General features: G+C 66.4%; 14 protein-coding genes. 5 read left to right on the top strand and 9 right to left on the bottom strand.

Annotation, left to right across the window (positions count from 1 at the left end):
• The first annotated feature begins 77 nt into the window (after positions 1-77).
• From ABDV69_RS05855 to ABDV69_RS05835, 5 genes are read left to right on the top strand one after another with little or no spacing between them, the layout of a single operon-like run.
• A complete protein-coding gene (locus ABDV69_RS05855) occupies positions 78-1,550 on the top strand; it encodes a cytochrome ubiquinol oxidase subunit I (protein WP_343572441.1) in 1,473 nt (490 codons plus the stop codon).
• Positions 1,551-1,576: 26 nt separating this feature from the next.
• The gene (gene cydB / locus ABDV69_RS05850) at positions 1,577-2,617 is read left to right on the top strand and encodes a cytochrome d ubiquinol oxidase subunit II (protein ID WP_343572439.1); all 1,041 of its coding nucleotides are present in this window, start codon (positions 1,577-1,579) and stop codon (positions 2,615-2,617) included.
• A gap of 53 nt (positions 2,618-2,670) precedes the next feature.
• Positions 2,671-4,287: a thiol reductant ABC exporter subunit CydD gene (cydD, locus tag ABDV69_RS05845; protein WP_343572464.1), complete on the top strand. Its 1,617-nt coding sequence runs from the start codon at positions 2,671-2,673 to the stop codon at positions 4,285-4,287.
• Positions 4,274-5,935, top strand: a complete 1,662-nt coding sequence (gene cydC, locus ABDV69_RS05840) for a thiol reductant ABC exporter subunit CydC (protein WP_343572437.1) — start codon at positions 4,274-4,276, stop codon at positions 5,933-5,935. Before cydD ends, cydC begins: the two co-directional genes overlap by 14 nt.
• A 31-nt stretch (positions 5,936-5,966) precedes the next feature.
• Positions 5,967-6,464, top strand: a complete 498-nt coding sequence (locus tag ABDV69_RS05835) for a DUF4190 domain-containing protein (protein WP_343572435.1) — start codon at positions 5,967-5,969, stop codon at positions 6,462-6,464.
• 20 nt (positions 6,465-6,484) lie between these two features.
• Here ABDV69_RS05835 and ABDV69_RS05830 read toward each other — a convergent pair whose 3' ends face one another.
• From ABDV69_RS05830 to ABDV69_RS05790, 9 genes are all read right to left on the bottom strand, one after another.
• The gene (locus ABDV69_RS05830) at positions 6,485-7,324 is read right to left on the bottom strand and encodes an acyl-CoA thioesterase II (protein WP_343572461.1); all 840 of its coding nucleotides are present in this window, start codon (positions 7,322-7,324) and stop codon (positions 6,485-6,487) included.
• Positions 7,325-7,424: 100 nt separating this feature from the next.
• Positions 7,425-8,843 (bottom strand): pyruvate kinase, encoded by a 1,419-nt coding sequence (gene pyk, locus ABDV69_RS05825; protein WP_343572433.1) that lies wholly within the window; start codon positions 8,841-8,843, stop codon positions 7,425-7,427.
• A 59-nt stretch (positions 8,844-8,902) separates the two neighbouring features.
• Entirely contained in the window at positions 8,903-9,340 is a 438-nt protein-coding gene (locus ABDV69_RS05820) for a DUF2752 domain-containing protein (RefSeq protein WP_343572430.1), read from the bottom strand.
• Positions 9,340-10,542 (bottom strand): prolipoprotein diacylglyceryl transferase, encoded by a 1,203-nt coding sequence (locus ABDV69_RS05815; protein ID WP_343572427.1) that lies wholly within the window; start codon positions 10,540-10,542, stop codon positions 9,340-9,342. The genes ABDV69_RS05820 and ABDV69_RS05815 overlap by 1 nt, the downstream gene beginning before the upstream one ends.
• A complete protein-coding gene (gene trpA / locus ABDV69_RS05810) occupies positions 10,539-11,354 on the bottom strand; it encodes a tryptophan synthase subunit alpha (protein WP_343572459.1) in 816 nt (271 codons plus the stop codon). Before trpA ends, ABDV69_RS05815 begins: the two co-directional genes overlap by 4 nt.
• Complete coding sequence (gene trpB, locus ABDV69_RS05805) at positions 11,351-12,688, bottom strand: tryptophan synthase subunit beta (RefSeq protein WP_343572457.1); 1,338 nt, start codon at positions 12,686-12,688, stop codon at positions 11,351-11,353. The genes trpA and trpB overlap by 4 nt, the downstream gene beginning before the upstream one ends.
• Before the next feature lie 43 nt (positions 12,689-12,731).
• Entirely contained in the window at positions 12,732-13,550 is an 819-nt protein-coding gene (gene trpC, locus ABDV69_RS05800) for an indole-3-glycerol phosphate synthase TrpC (protein WP_343572426.1), read from the bottom strand.
• 79 nt (positions 13,551-13,629) lie between these two features.
• Entirely contained in the window at positions 13,630-14,268 is a 639-nt protein-coding gene (locus tag ABDV69_RS05795) for a TIGR02234 family membrane protein (RefSeq protein WP_343572425.1), read from the bottom strand.
• Complete coding sequence (locus tag ABDV69_RS05790) at positions 14,261-15,790, bottom strand: anthranilate synthase component I (RefSeq protein WP_343572424.1); 1,530 nt, start codon at positions 15,788-15,790, stop codon at positions 14,261-14,263. The genes ABDV69_RS05795 and ABDV69_RS05790 overlap by 8 nt, the downstream gene beginning before the upstream one ends.
• Between the last annotated feature and the right edge of the window lie 5 nt (positions 15,791-15,795).

The raw sequence follows: 15,795 nt of genomic DNA, 5'->3' as shown, positions 1-15,795 counted from the left end.
GGGCATAGCGGTAATCGCGGCTAACTACTACACTGCGTCGTAGTGCAGTAGTTAGACGCAGCCCGGGGAGATGACAGATGAACGTCGTCGACGTGTCGAGGTGGCAGTTCGGCATCACCACCGTCTATCACTTCATCTTTGTGCCGCTCACGATCGGCTTGGCCCCGCTGCTTGCGCTCATGCAGACGATCTGGGTCGTGACTGGCAGGGTGGCCTGGTATCAGCTGACCAAGTTCTTTGGCAAGTTGTTCCTGATCAATTTCGCGATCGGCGTTGCCACCGGAATCGTGCAGGAGTTCCAGTTCGGAATGAACTGGAGTGAGTACTCCCGCTTCGTCGGCGACGTGTTCGGCGCTCCGCTCGCGATGGAGGGTCTGGCCGCGTTCTTCTTCGAATCCACCTTCATCGGTTTATGGATCTTCGGCTGGAACCGGTTACCCAGGCTGGTCCACCTGGCATGCATCTGGATCGTCGCCGTCGCCGTCAACGTCTCCGCGTTCTTCATCATTGTGGCGAACTCGTTCATGCAGCATCCGGTCGGTGCGCACTACAATCCCGCGACGCATCGCGCCGAGCTTCACGACATCGGTGCGTTGCTCACCAATAACACTGCGTTAGCGGCATTTTCGCACACGGTGGCCGGTTCGTTGCTGACGGCCGCCACCTTCGTTGCCGCTGTCAGTGCGTGGTGGCTGGTCCGTTCCGGCAGATCCGCACCCGCGACCGGCGGGGCGGGCACCGACGCCCAAGCGCTGTTTCGCCCCGCCGCGATCCTGGGTTCCTGGATCGCGCTGATCGCAACGGTGGGGTTGTTGTTCACCGGCGACCATCAGGGCAAGCTGATGTTCGTTCAGCAGCCGATGAAAATGGCTTCGGCGGAGTCGTTGTGCGACACCGCAACTGACCCGGACTTCTCCGTCTTGACCGTCGGCACCCACAACAACTGCGACAGCATCACCCGCCTGATCGAGGTGCCCTACGTGCTGCCGTTTCTTGCGCAGGGCCGCATCCACGACGTCAGATTGCCGGGTGTACGCGACATTGCGCAGGACTACCAAAAGCGGTTCGGGCCGAACGACTATCGCCCCAATTTATTTGTGACGTATTGGTCTTTCCGCGCGATGATCGGGTTGTTGGCTGTTCCGCTGCTGTTCGCATTGGCGACATTGTGGTTCACCCGCGGCGGTCGACTCCCACCTGAGCGCTGGTTCGGCAAGCTGGCCCTGCTAACCATTCCCACCCCTTTCCTGGCCAACATATCCGGCTGGGTGTTCACCGAAATGGGCCGTCAGCCATGGATTGTCGCGCCGAACCCGACCGGCGATCAGCAGGTTCGATTCACCGTTCACCAAGCCGTTTCGCACCATGCATCTGGTGTCGTGGTCATCTCACTGGTGACCTACACCGTGATCTACGCGCTGCTGGCGGTTGCCTGGTTCTGGCTGCTGAAGCGGTACGTCGCCGAAGGGCCGCGGGAACACGACGCCGAGCCAGCCGCGCCCCGTTCGCCGAGCGACGACGAGATCGCGCCGCTGTCCTTCGCTTATTGAGTTCCGCCGAGAAAAGGAGCTGACCGATGGGACTGCAGCAGTTGTGGTTCGGCATTATCGGCCTGCTGTTTCTCGCCTTCTTCATCCTGGAGGGCTTCGACTTCGGCGTCGGCATGCTGATGGAGCCGCTCGCCCGTGTCGGTGTGGGCGAACGGGAAAACCATCGCCGCGCCGCGCTCAACACGATCGGGCCGGTATGGGACGGCAACGAGGTATGGCTGATCACCGCGGGCGCAGCCATGTTCGCCGCATTTCCGGGCTGGTATGCGACGGTCTTCTCCACGTTGTACCTACCGCTGCTGGCCATCCTGGTCGGAATGATCCTGCGCGCGGTGGCGATCGAGTGGCGCGGGAAAATCGACGATCCGGCCTGGCGTACGGCCGCCGACGTCGGAATCGCCGCCGGTTCGTGGTTGCCCGCCGTGTTATGGGGCGTCGCGTTCGCGATCTTGGTGCGCGGTCTCCCGGTGGACGCCGCCGGGCGCGTCGACGCGTCGATCACCGATCTGCTCAACGCCTACACGCTGCTGGGAGGTCTCGCGACGGCTGGGCTGTTCTTGTTCTACGGCGCCGTGTTCGTCGGCCTCAAAACCTCGGGCGCCATCCGCGACGACGCACATCGCTTTGCCGGACGGCTGTCGCTTGCGGTGACCGGAATTGTTGGGGCCTTCGGGCTGTGGACACAGCTGGCCCACGGCAAAGACTGGACCTGGTCGGCCTTGGCGGTCGCGGTGGCCGCGCAACTGGCTGCGGTGGTGTTGGTGCGCAGGCGCGCATCCGACGGCTGGGCATTTTTCAGCACGGCCGTCGTGGTGGCCGCCGTCGTCGTGCTCATGTTCGGGGCGCTCTACCCGAACCTGGTGCCGTCGACGTTGAACACGCCATTGAGCCTGACGATCTACAACGCCTCGTCGACTCCGTACACGCTGAAGATCATGACGTGGGTGACGGTGGTCATGGCCCCGCTGACAATGATCTACCAAAGCTGGACGTATTGGGTTTTCCGGCAACGTGTCTGCGCTGACCACATTCCGCCGGCCACCGGTTTGTTGAGGCGAGCCTCCTGAGCAGAGCCAGCCGGGCACCGCTGGATCCACGGCTCTGGCGCACGTCGGGCCCACTGCGAACGTACCTGGCCCAGTCGGTGGCGTGCGGTCTGGTGATCTCCGGATGTGCGATACTATCGGCAATCCTGTTGGCGCATATTGCTTCCCGAGTGATCACCGAGCCGTCCTCCGCGCGAGATTTGACGCAGTGGACGCCGGCGTTGGCCGTCCTGCTCGCGGTCTGGCTGGTGCGCGCAGCGGCGCAGTGGCTGCAAGCCCGCCTGAGTCAACACGGCGCGAGCACTGTCATTGCCGATCTCAGCGGCCAGGTACTCACCGCCGTCACCTCACGACAACCGCGGCAACTGCACGATCAACGTGACGCGGCGGCCGCAGTGGTGACCCGCGGACTGGACGGCTTGCGACCGTATTTCACCGCGTACCTGCCGGCCCTTGTACTCGCGACGATTCTCACCCCGGTGAGCACAGTCGTGCTGGGGCTCTATGACTTCGAATCGGCGGTCATCGTGTTGATCACACTACCGCTGATTCCGATCTTCATGGTGCTGATCGGCATGGCGACCGCTGATCGGTCCGCGGCGGCACTCGCCGCCATGGCAACTCTGCAGGCCCGGCTCCTGGATCTGATCGCAGGAATACCGACACTGCGGGCGCTGGGCCGCGCCACCGGACCCGAACGGCGCATCGCCGAATTGTCTGCCGCCCATCGCCGCTCGACGATGTCCACGTTGCGGATGGCCTTCCTGTCGTCTCTGGTCCTCGAACTTCTCGCCACCCTCGGCGTAGCGATGGTCGCGGTGAGCATCGGTCTGCGGCTGATGTTCGGTGAGATCAGCCTGGGCACGGGTCTGACTGTGTTGCTGCTCGTGCCGGATGTCTTTTGGCCGCTACGCAAGATCGGAGTGGAATTCCATGCTGCACAGGACGGTCGGTCGGCGGCCGACGCGGCATTCACGTTGATCGGGGATTCCGCCGGTGCCGGCGCGGGTTCACGGACGGTGCCGGCGGCTGGTGCGGCGATTGTTATCGACAGGCTCAGCGTCGCCGGTCGTGACGGACTATGCCCGCACGACATCAGCGCGGTGGCCCGACCCGGCCGGATCACCGTGTTCACCGGCGCCAACGGAGCCGGCAAGAGCACGACGCTGGAGGTGATCGCCGGAATCGCGGTACCCACGAGCGGCCGAGTCACCGTTGGCGGCGTCCCGCTCGCCGATCTCCGACCGTCGGATTGGTGGCGGCAGATCGCGTGGCTGCCGCATCGCCCGGTGCTCCTTCCGGGGACCATAGCCGAGAATCTGACCCTGTTCGGTCCGCTGGAAAGTCTTGAATCTGCCTGCGCTGCGTCGGGATTCGATCAGGTACTGGCTGAGTTACCGGATGGCTTGAACACCGTTATCGGATCCGGCGGCGTGGGCCTTTCACTGGGACAGCGGCAGCGGCTGGGCTTGGCCCGCGCACTCGGCTCATCGGCGCCGGTGTTACTTCTCGACGAGCCCACGGCCCATCTGGATGTCACCACGGAATCGCGAGTGCTTCGCGCGGTGGCCGAACGAGCCCGTCGCGGCGCCACCGTTGTCGTTGTGGCGCATCGCGAACGCGTCATTGCGATCGGCGATGACGTCGTCGTGGTGACCGGTGCCGGCGAGGTTCGTTATGCGCTCAACTGATCAGCTTTCGACCGCCGCGCACCTATTGCGCCCGCGGCTGGCGAGCCTGGTCCTCGCGGTGGCGCTCGGGACGCTGTCGGTGGCCAGCTCCCTGGGATTGACCGGAGTGTCGGCGTGGCTGATCACCCGCGCCTGGCAGATGCCGCCGATCCTGGACCTGTCGATCGCAGTGGTGACGGTGCGTACTCTCGCGATTTCCCGTGGCGTGCTGCACTATTGCGAACGGCTGGCCAGCCACGACACCGCGCTGCGCGCCGCCGGCACCGCCCGAGCACTGATCTACCAACGACTCGCGCGCGGCCCGACGGACGTTGCGAGTCGGTTGAACACCGGCGAACTGGTGTCACGAGTCGGATCCGACGTCGACCAGTTGGCCGACGTGTTGGTCCGCACGCTGCTACCGGCCGGCGTCGCAGCGCTACTCGGGCTTGCCGCAGTCGCCGCCGTCGGCTCGATCTCGGCGCTCGCGGCGGCAGTTCTGGCGGCCTGCCTGGTGGTCGCCGGCGTCGTCGCGCCGTGGCTGGCGGCCAGATCTGCCACGGCCCAGGAAACGATTGCGCGCCAGCGTCATTCCGGTCGCGACGTGTCGGCGATGCTGGCGCTGGAGCACGCACCCGAGCTCCGCGTGGCCGGCAGGTTGGCGGACGTCATCGCCGAGTCGCAGCGTCGACAGCGTGAGTGGGCTGATGCCGTCGACGCCGCAGCCCGGCCGGCGGCGCTCGCGCAGGCCATTCCGACGGCCGCGATCGGCATCAGTGTTCTCGGCGCGGTCATCGCGGGAACCCAGCTGACCGGTTCAGTTGCTCCCACCACGTTGGCCGTTCTGATGCTGTTGCCACTGTCGGCATTCGAGGCGACGACGTTGCTGCCCGCAGCCGCCATCCAGTTGACACGATCACGTCTGGCCGCCGACCGTCTGCTGCCGCTGGCCGCATCGGCGGAGCCTGCCACGACGAGCACCGGGGTATCGCCGCCTCCCGACGCGCGACTGTGCGCGAGCAACCTGGTTGCCATGCAGCCGGGCGGGCGGGTATCCGCCGCGGTCGACGTCGATCTGCCGGCGGGCGCCAGGCTGGCGATCACCGGGCCGAGCGGTTGCGGCAAGACGACGCTGCTGATGACACTCGCCGGACTGTTGCCTCCCGCCAGCGGTGATGTCACACTCGGCGCGGTACCGCTGCACGCTTGGCGGGAGGACGAGCTAGGTTGTGCGGTCAGTTTTTTCGCCGAGGACGCCCATGTATTTTCGACTACTGTGCGGGACAACCTGTTGGTTGCCCGTGGCGACTGCCCGGATCATGAACTTGTGGACGCGTTGCAGCGCGTCGGTCTGGGCACCTGGCTGTCCGGCCTTGCGACCGGTCTCGACACGGTGTTGTCCGGCGGCGCACAAGCACTCTCGGCGGGCCAGCGCAGACGTTTATTGTTGGCCCGGGCGCTCATCTCACCCGCGCGGATTGTGTTGCTAGACGAGCCGACCGAGCATCTGGACGCCGCCGACGCGGACGCAGTCCTGCGCAGCCTGCTGGCGTCCGGACCCGATTCGATGTTCGAGGAGCGAACGGTCGTCGTGGCAACCCCGCACCCTTCCAGCAATATTCGGTGTCCGGAAATGCGTATCAGCGCCGACGCGTACTCTGGCCGATAGTCGTCCATGTCGCCGGATCAGAGAGCGAGCCATGACCGGATCTTCGGATCAGCCGGTTAGACGGGAGAACTCCGCGGAAGCACCGCACATCGGACCGCTGTATCCGTACCCCTCTGGCTATCCCCCGCCCACCCACGGACCTGCGGCACCGGTGGCGTCGAAGAACGGGTTCGGAATCGCCGCACTGGTGCTGGCCGTCATCGGTCTGCTGAGTGTCGCGACGGTGGTCGCTCCGATCGCGTTGGGCGCCGTCGCGGTGGTCATCGGCGCTGTCGGACGCGGCCGGGCCAAGCGCGGGATCGCCGACAACGGCGGGATTGCGATCGCCGGTATTGTGTTGGGCGCCTTGGCGGTCGTCGTCGGTCTGGCGTTCATCGCGATCTGGACGACAATCTGGAAGGACGTCCGAGGCGGCGATTACGTCGACTGCATACAGAAGGCCGGCAACAACCAGGTCGCAGAAGGACGCTGCGCGGATCAGTTTCGACACAGCGTGCAGGACCGGTTGAGCGTTACGCTGACGCCGTAAAGTTGTTCTGCGCCAGAGCCTCAACGGATGTCCGGGAAGTATTTCACCAGGCCCTCTTGCACCACGGTGGCCACCGGCCGCCGGGAGTGGTCAAAGAAGTAGCCGGTGCCCAGACCGCGCGAATCCGCCGCGACGGGTGACGATGTCGAGTACAGCAGCCACTCGTTGAAATTCACTTGGCGGTGGAACCACACCGAGTGGTTGACCGTCGCCGCGAAGATGCGGTCATACCCCCAGGAAAGTCCGTGTGTGGTGATGATCGAATCCAGCACTGTGGTGTCCGAGGAATACAGCATGGTAGCGGTGTGCAGTATCGGATCGCTCGGCAGTTCGCCGGCGGCTTTGACCCACACCCGGTTGTAGTCGAGCTCATTGCAGTTCTCGCGCCTCACCCACGACGGTTTGTTGGTGTAGCGCCATTCGATGGGCTGCAATGCGTTGACGAACCACGGCACCCGGTCCTCGTAGCCGCGTAGCTGTTCCACCAGTGTCGGCACGTCCTCCGGATCGGCGACGTCGGGCGGCTCCACGTTGTGTTCGAGACCGCTGCCGCCGGCAAGGTAGGAGATCATCACCGTCGCCAGCAGGGTGCCGTCTTGCGTCACGTCGACGCGGCGGTTGGCGAAGCGGCGTTCGTCGCGCAGCCGAAAGACCTGTAACTGCATGTCCTTGGCCGGGTCGCCCCCGTTGATAAAGTGTGCGGACAGCGCGTTGGCCGGCAGATTGCGGGCGCGCGTGCGGCTCGCCGCCACGAAAGACTGCGCCATCATCAGACCGCCGAACGTCCGAGGCGGGTTCTTGCTGGGATGAGATCCGGCGAAGACGTCGTCGCCCTCGTGGTGCAGGTCCAGCACCGCCATCAACTCGTCGAAGTCAGACACCGGGACAAGCCTAATGGCCCGCCCCCTCAGCCCTCCGCTACGCCGAGCGCATCGTCAACGGGCGGGCTCATCGGCCGAGTTAGACGTCGTCCTCGCCGATGCGGTGCACGTGGATCATGTTGGTCGACCCGACGGTGCCTGGCGGCGCGCCAGCGACGATCACCACCGTGTCCCCGCGCTTGTAGCGACCGAGCGACAGCAGCGACTTGTCGACCTGGCGGATCATGCCGTCGGTGGTTTGCATGATCCCGACGATGAACGTCTCGGTGCCCCACGTCATGGCCAGTTGGCTGCGCACCTCGGGTAGCGGCGTGAACGCCAGTAGCGGCAGCGGAGTGTGCAGCCGCGCCAGTCGTCGAACGGTGTCGCCGGACTGGGTGAACGCGACCAGCGCCTTGGCGTCCAGCCGTTCACCGATGTCGCGGGCGGCGTAGCTGATCACTCCGCGCTTGGTCCGCGGCACGTGCGTCAGCGGCGGTGCCGCCGTCGAATTCTCTTCGACCGCGCAGATGATTCGGGCCATCGTCTGCACCGCGGTCAGCGGATACCGTCCGACCGACGTCTCGCCGGAGAGCATCACCGCGTCGGCGCCGTCGAGGACTGCGTTGGCCACGTCGGAGGCCTCGGCGCGGGTAGGCCGTGAATGTTCGATCATCGACTCGAGCATCTGGGTCGCCACGATCACGGGTTTGGCGTTCTCCCTTGCCATTTGGATGACGCGCTTTTGGACCAGCGGCACCTCTTCCAACGGCAATTCGACACCCAGGTCGCCGCGGGCGACCATCACTGCGTCGAAGGCCAGCACCACGGCCTCGAGGTTGTCGATGGCTTCCGGCTTCTCGAGTTTTGCGATGACCGGTACCCGCCGGCCAACCCGGTCCATCACCTCGTGGATGAGCTCGACATCCGACGGCGAGCGCACGAACGAGAGCGCCACCATGTCGACGCCCAGGTGCATCGCGAACTCGAGATCGTCGATGTCCTTCTCCGACAAAGCGGGTGCCGACACGCTCATGCCGGGCAGCGACATGCCTTTGTTGTTGCTGACCGGACCGCCCTCGGTGACCGTGCACACGACGTCGTCGCCGTCGATGTGGTCGACCACCAGGCCGACGTTGCCGTCATCGACCAGAACGCGGTTGCCGGGCATTGCGTCTTGCGCCAGCTGCTTGTAGGTGGTGGAAACCCGGTCGTGGTTGCCTGCGCAGTCCGCGACGGTGATCCGCACGGTCTCGCCGTCGGCCCAATACGTCGGCCCGTCGGCGAAACGCCCAAGTCTGATCTTGGGGCCCTGCAGGTCGGCCAGCACGCCGACGGCGCGGCCAGTGGCGTCGCAGGCGGCACGCACCCGGTCGTAGGCGGCCTTGTGATCGCTGTAGTCACCGTGACTGAAGTTGAGCCTGGCGACATCCATCCCGGCTTCGACCAAGGCTCGGACGGACTCGTCGGAGCTGGTGGCCGGACCGAGGGTACAGACGATCTTTCCGCGTCTTGCCACAGCAAAAGCATAGTCGCGCGATCTGATCATCTCGTGTCAGTCCCGCTTCGCCCAGCGGACTAATGGGTGAGCAACGTCGGAACCAATGGGAATCCGGGCAGGTTGCGCGCCACTGTCCAGGCCAGCAGTGTCATCATCACCGCCGCACCGGCCGGGAGTCTCAACCGCCACTTGCCGCTGCGTCGGCGCAGCAGAACCCATCCGATCAACAGCGGGATTCCGACCAAAAACACGACGTTGTCGTTGATCGCCGCGGCCAGGTCGCCGTGCAGCACGTCGTGGACCATCCGCAGCCCGCCGCATGCCGGGCAGTTCCATCCGGTGAACAGTCGGAACGGGCAGACCGGGAAAAACGAGTCCGGCCGGTGCGGGTCGACCAGACCGATGTAGCCGAGCGCACCTGCCAGCAGCGCGCCCGATCCTGGCAATGCGTAGGAATGCGATCGACCCCCGCGTGCGGCGGGCAGGTCAGTGCTGTGCGCAACCGGGCCGGGCATCACTGGTCGGCCGGACTCTTGTCGGTCGAATCTTCGCCGGCTTTGGTGTCCTCGGTCTCGTCGTCGGATTCGATGTGCTCGGCCGCCGCGTCCCTGCCGTCGGCTTCCTCCGCCTCGTCGGACTCCGGCGCCTCGCCGTGCTCCTGCGCCGGCTCGACCTCGACCTCAGGCGGGTCGACCTCAGCGGCGTCCGCCTCGGCGACGACGGCATCCGCCTCGGCGTCCGGCTCGGCCTGTTGCTCAGCGGCGGCGGCCGGCGGGGCCGCCGGGGGCGCAGGCTTTGCTGCCTCAGACGCGGAATCTTCGAGCGAGTCCGGCTCCAGCAACTCAGCCGCCGACCCACTGAGCGTTGCTGGGTCTTCGCGACCCTTGGGCGCCAGAATCAGGTACACCACCGCGCCGATGAGGACGAACGTCGATGTGAAGGAGTTGATCCGGATGCCGGCGATGTGGGTGGCAGTGTCGTCGCGCAGCAGCTCGACCCCGAACCGACCGACGCAATAGAGCCCGACATAGGCCGCGAACAACCGGCCGTGTCCGATGGTGAAGCGGCGGTCGATAATCATCAGAATCACGAAAACCAGCAGGTTCCAAAGCAATTCGTACGCAAAGGTCGGTTGGACGATCATCGCGAGCTGTCCGGTCGACACGCCGTCGAGTGAATGTACATCGACGAATCCGGCCGGATCGCGGCGGTAAAAGATCTCCAAACCCCACGGCATCGTGGTCTCGCGGCCGTAGAGCTCTTGGTTGAAGTAGTTCCCGAGGCGGCCGATCGCCTGCGCGAGAACGATCCCGGGCGCGATGGCGTCGCCGAACGCCGGCAGCGGAATGTCGCGACGCCGACAGGCGATCCACGCGCCGACCCCGCCCAGCGCGACGGCGCCCCAGATCCCCAAGCCGCCATCCCAAATACGCAGCGCTGCCATGGGTCCGGCACCGCCGTCGCCGAAGTAGGTCCGCCAGTCGGTGGCCAGGTGATACAACCGACCACCGACGAGCCCGAACGGCACGGCCCACAGGGCGATGTCGTAGATCACGCCGCGCTCACCACCGCGGGCCTGCCAGCGCCGGTCACCGATCAACAACGCCGAGATGATCCCGGCGATGATGAACAACGCGTAGGCCCGGATCGGGATCGGGCCCAGATACCACACGCCCTGCGGCGGGCTGGGGAAATACGCCAGCACGGTCGTCGTCATAAGGTCCAAGTCCTCTGGCGGACACCGGCGGCGAGTTCTTCGCTGAGAGCACGCATACTGGGCAACCCATCGGTGAGCGCGGAGACCAGCGCCGAACCTACGATGACGCCGTCGGCGTAGCTTGCGATCTCGGCGGCCTGCTCCCGCGAACGAACGCCCAGTCCGACTCCGACGGCGATGTCTGAGACCTCTTTGACGTGGGCGACCAATTCCGGCGCGGCGTTGGACACCACGTCGCGGGCACCGGTCACGCCCATTATCGATGCGGCATAGACGAATCCGCGCGATGCCGCGACCGTATCGGCAAGACGCTGCGGCGTCGACGACGGCGCGACCAGGAAGATGCGATCGAGATGGTGTTGCTCGGATGCCGCCAGCCACTCGTCGGCCTCGTCGGGGATCAGGTCCGGGGTGATCAGGCCGAATCCACCCGCAGCGGCCAGGTCACGCGCGAAAGCGTCAACTCCATAGTGCAGCACCGGGTTCCAGTACGTCATGATGACGGCACGACCGCCCGCCGCGCTGATCGCCTCGACGGCCGCCAACGTGTCGCGCACCCGCACCCCGCCACGCAACGCAGCCTCCGCGGCGTTCGCGATCACCGGGCCGTCCATCCCCGGGTCCGAATATGGAACGCCGACTTCGATGAGGTCGCAACCGGATTCGGTCAACGCCTGCATCGCGTCGATCGATGTCGGGACGTCGGGATATCCGGTCGGCAGATATCCGATCAACGCCGCACGATTTTCGCCTCGACACGCACTGAAAAGTGCTTGCAGGCGGCTCTTTTCGCCCTGCTCGACAGTCATTATTGATCCGGACCCGATTGTCCGGCTCTCCCCCGCAAGCGGGAGGTGCCCCCACCTCGGGCAGCTGCGCTGCCCGCATCGTCGCCGTCGTCCAGCAGACCGAACCACTTCGCGGCGGTCTCGACGTCTTTGTCTCCGCGGCCGGACAGGTTCACGACAATGATTGCCCCGCTGCCTAATTCGACGCCCAGCTTGATCGCACCCGCCACCGCGTGCGCCGATTCGATCGCCGGGATGATGCCTTCGGTGCGGCACAGCAGCCGGAACGCATCCATCGCCTCGGTGTCGGTGATCGGATGGTATTCGGCTCGCCCGGTGTCTTTCAGCCGGGCATGCTCGGGGCCCACGCCCGGGTAGTCCAGGCCCGCCGAGATCGAGTGCGACTCGACGGTCTGCCCATCGTCATCCTGCAACAGGAACGAGAACGATCCCTGAAACGCACCCGGTGACCCGCCGGTGAGCGTAGCGGCGTGGCGGCCGGTTTCGACGCCGTCACCGGCGGCCTCGTAACCGACCAGTCGGACCCCGGGGTCGTCGAGGAAGGCATGAAAGATGCCGATCGCGTTCGATCCCCCGCCCACGCATGCGGTGACGGCATCGGGCAGGCGCCCGGCCTGATCCTGGATCTGCACCCGTGTTTCGAGTCCGATCACCCGCTGAAAATCGCGCACCATCGTCGGGAACGGGTGCGGCCCAGCGGCGGTGCCGAAGCAGTAGTAGGTGTCCTCGGCGTTGGTCACCCAGTCGCGGAACGCGTCGTTGATGGCGTCCTTGAGGGTTCGCGATCCGGACTCTACCGAGACGACTTCGGCACCCAGCAGACGCATCCTGGCGACGTTGAGTGCCTGCCGGGCGGTGTCGACGGCGCCCATATAGATCACGCAGTCTAGGCCGAGCAACGCGCACGCGGTCGCGGTGGCCACGCCGTGCTGGCCGGCGCCGGTCTCGGCGATCACCCGGGTCTTACCCATCTGGCGGGCCAGCAGGGCTTGGCCGAGCACATTGTTGATCTTGTGAGAACCGGTGTGGTTCAAGTCTTCTCGTTTGAGGAAGATGCGCGCCCCGCCAGCGTGCTCGCTGAGCCGGGTCGCCTCGTACAGCGGCGACGGCCGGCCGGTGTAGTGCGTCTGCAAGCGGTCGAGCTTGTCGAGGTAGGCCTGGTCGGTGCGCACCTTCTCGTAGGCCGCGGTGACTTCTTCGATGACCGCCATCAGTGCCTCGGCGACGAATCGGCCGCCGTAGACACCGAAGTGGCCACGAGCGTCGGGATCGTGCGAGGTGGGTTCGGCGATTGCGGCGCTGGAACGCGGAAGTTGCGGACCCCAGATGTCTGCCATCACGAACGCTCAACAGGGAAGCGGCGCATCGAATTCAGACGGATTAGCGGGCCGGCTTGGGGCACGACGGGTGCTTGCCTGCGGTGACCAGATCGGCGACGGTCGCGCGAGGATCCCCGCTGGTGACCAAGCCCTCGCCGACGAGCACGGCATCGGCGCCGGCGCCGGCGTAAGCCAGCAGGTCAGCCCTGCCCCGCACACCCGATTCGGCGATCCGGATGATGTCCGACGGCAGGCCGGGCGCGATGCGTGCAAAGCAATCCCGGTCGACCCGCAGAGTGCGTAGATCGCGGGCGTTGACGCCGATGACCCGGGCTCCGGCTTTCAGTGCGCGGTCGGCTTCGCCTTCGGTGTGCACCTCGACAAGCGCTGTCATGCCGAGCGATTCGGTGCGCTCCAGCATCGACTCCAACGCCGGCTGATCCAGCGCGGCCACGATCAGCAGCAGCATGTCGGCGCCGTGCGCGCGGGCCTCGTGAATTTGGTAGGGACCCACTACGAAGTCTTTGCGCAGCACGGGAATCGAGACTGCGGCACGCACAGAGTCAAGGTCAGCCAGGCTGCCGCGGAAGCGACGTTCTTCGGTCAGCACGCTGATGATCCGGGCGCCACCCTCTTCGTAGGCGCACGCGAGGGCGGCCGGATCGGCGATGGACGCGAGCTCGCCGGCCGAGGGGCTGGCCCGCTTCACCTCGGCGATGACACCGATACCGGGTTCCCGCAACGCTGCCAACACATCACGTGGTGGCGGGGCGGCTTCGGCGGCAGTCTTGATCTCCGACATGCACACCGACGCTTCACGAGCGGCAACGTCGGCGCGGACTCCTTCGATAATGGAGTCGAGCACGCTTGCCGAACTCATGCTGTCGGTTCCTCTCCCCGGCCGCCACCCGATTATTGACGGAGTCCTCCGAGGGTAGCGAGCGCCACGGTGGCGTTCGTCACCGACCCTCGGTGTCAGGTTCGGTCGGCGGATCGTCCGCTGGGTCGGTCGGGTCACGGCCCTCGTCGAGCTCGTCCCACATCGTGCGTTCCGACGGGGCCTCGTGGTCGCGGCGTGCCGCAGACCGGCGAGCGGCGGGCGCCAGGTACTTCGTGGCGGTACGTCCGGCCGAGGCGGCTGCGCGCATCAGCAGGGCGGCGGCGACCAGCATGCCGACGGCGGTCACCAGCGTGATCACCGGGCCCGGGTAGTGCCGCTTGCTGCCGACTAGCTCCAGCAACGGCACATGCGCCAGTTCGGCGCCGCGAGCGGCCAGGTCAGGGGTCTCAAGCGTGCTGATCGCCAGGTATCCCGCCGCCAGGCTGGCCAGTGCCACCAGCACTGCCAGCGCCCGCAACGCCCAGTTCCGGACGGCCAGGGCGGCCAGGGCTGTCGCCAGCAGCAACAGCGCCAGCGGCAGCAGGGCCGAAGACCAGCCGGCGCCGGACAACGTGGCCCATGTCGGCGGACCCAGGCCGTCGAAAACGTGCAGTTCGACCCAGGTCAGGCGAGACGCCGCCCAGAGTCCGGCGGCCGAGACCACCAACAGAACCTGCGCCGCCCGGATCGTCAGGCGCGCGGGCCGGGCATCAGGCATCCGGGCTACGCAGGGTCTCGGCGGCGGCGATGGCGCTCAGCACCGCCCGCGCCTTGTTGCTCGCTTCGGTGTACTCGTAGGGCCCGTTGGAGTCGGCCACCACCCCGCCGCCGGCCTGCACGTAGGCGGTGCCGTCGCGCATCAACGCGGTGCGGATCGCGATGGCGAAGTCGGCGTTGCCGGCGAAGTCGAGGTAGCCGATCACGCCGCCATAGAGGCCGCGCCGGGTTTTCTCGACTTGCTCGATCAGCTCCATCGCCCGCACCTTCGGAGCACCCGACAACGTGCCGGCCGGGAAGCAGGCGGTAACGGCGTCGAGCGCGGTCCGACCGTCGGCGAGCATCCCTTTCACCGTGGACACCAGGTGCATGACGTGGCTGTAGCGCTCGATGTGGCTGTAGTCCTCGACGCGGACGGTGCCGGGAACGCACACCCGACCGAGGTCGTTGCGACCGAGGTCGACCAGCATCAGATGCTCGGCGCGCTCCTTCTCGTCAGCCAGTAGCTCCTTTTCCAGCAGCTGGTCCGCGTCTTCGGTCTCGCCACGCCACCTGGTGCCGGCGATCGGGTGCGTCGTCGCCCAGCCGTCCTGCACCGTCACCAGAGCCTCCGGGCTGGACCCCGCGATCGAAAAGGCGGTTCCCCCTTCACCATTGGGCACGTGAAGCAAATACATGTACGGGCTAGGGTTGGACACCCGAAGCATCCGGTAGACGTCGATCGCCTCGACGTCGGTGTCCATCTCGAAACGCTGCGACGGCACCACTTGAAACGCCTCGCCGCGCTCGATCTCGCCGACCAGGCGCTCGACGATCGCGCCGTACTCTCCCACCGTGCGCTGCGAGCGGTGCTGCGGCGCGGGCCGGGTGAACGTGGCGACGGTCGACGGCAGCGGCTGCTCCAGCGCCGCGGTCATCACGTCGAGGCGCGCGATCGCGTCGTCGTAGGCCTCGTCGATACGCTCGTCGGTGCCGTTCCAGTTCACCGCGTTGGCGATCAGCGTGATGGTGCCCTCGTGGTGGTCCACGGCGGCCAGGTCGGTGGCCAGCAGCAGCAGCATGTCCGGGAGGTTGAGGTCGTCGACAGCGAGCTCGGGCAGCCGCTCGAGGCGCCGCACCAGGTCGTAGGCGAAAAATCCGACCATGCCGCCGGACAGCGGCGGCAGATCCGGTAGCGCAGCCGTGGCCAGCAACTGCAATGTCTCGCGCAGGGCCTGTAGTGGATCGCCGCCGGTGGGCGCGTCGTGCGGGACCGTGCCCAGCCACACCGCCTGCCCGTCGCGCACCGTCAGCGCCGACGGCGCGCCGGCCCCGATGAACGACCACCGCGACCACGACCGGCCGTTCTCGGCAGACTCGAGCAGGAACGTGCCGGGCCGGTTGTCGGCGAGTTTGCGGTAGGCGGACAGTGGAGTCTCGGCGTCGGCGAGCACCTTGCGGGTCACCGGCACCACGCGGTGCTCGGCCGCCAGCACGCGAAAATGCGCGCGCGAGGTCGTCGCGGCGTCGAGGTTGGCGTGCACGCAGA

Origin of the sequence: Mycobacterium sp. (assembly GCF_039583785.1) — a bacterium.
Classification (GTDB): Bacteria; Actinomycetota; Actinomycetes; order Mycobacteriales; family Mycobacteriaceae; genus Mycobacterium.
The sequence above is the reverse complement of the archived record's forward strand: the minus strand, read 5'-3'. Positions and strand labels throughout refer to the sequence as shown.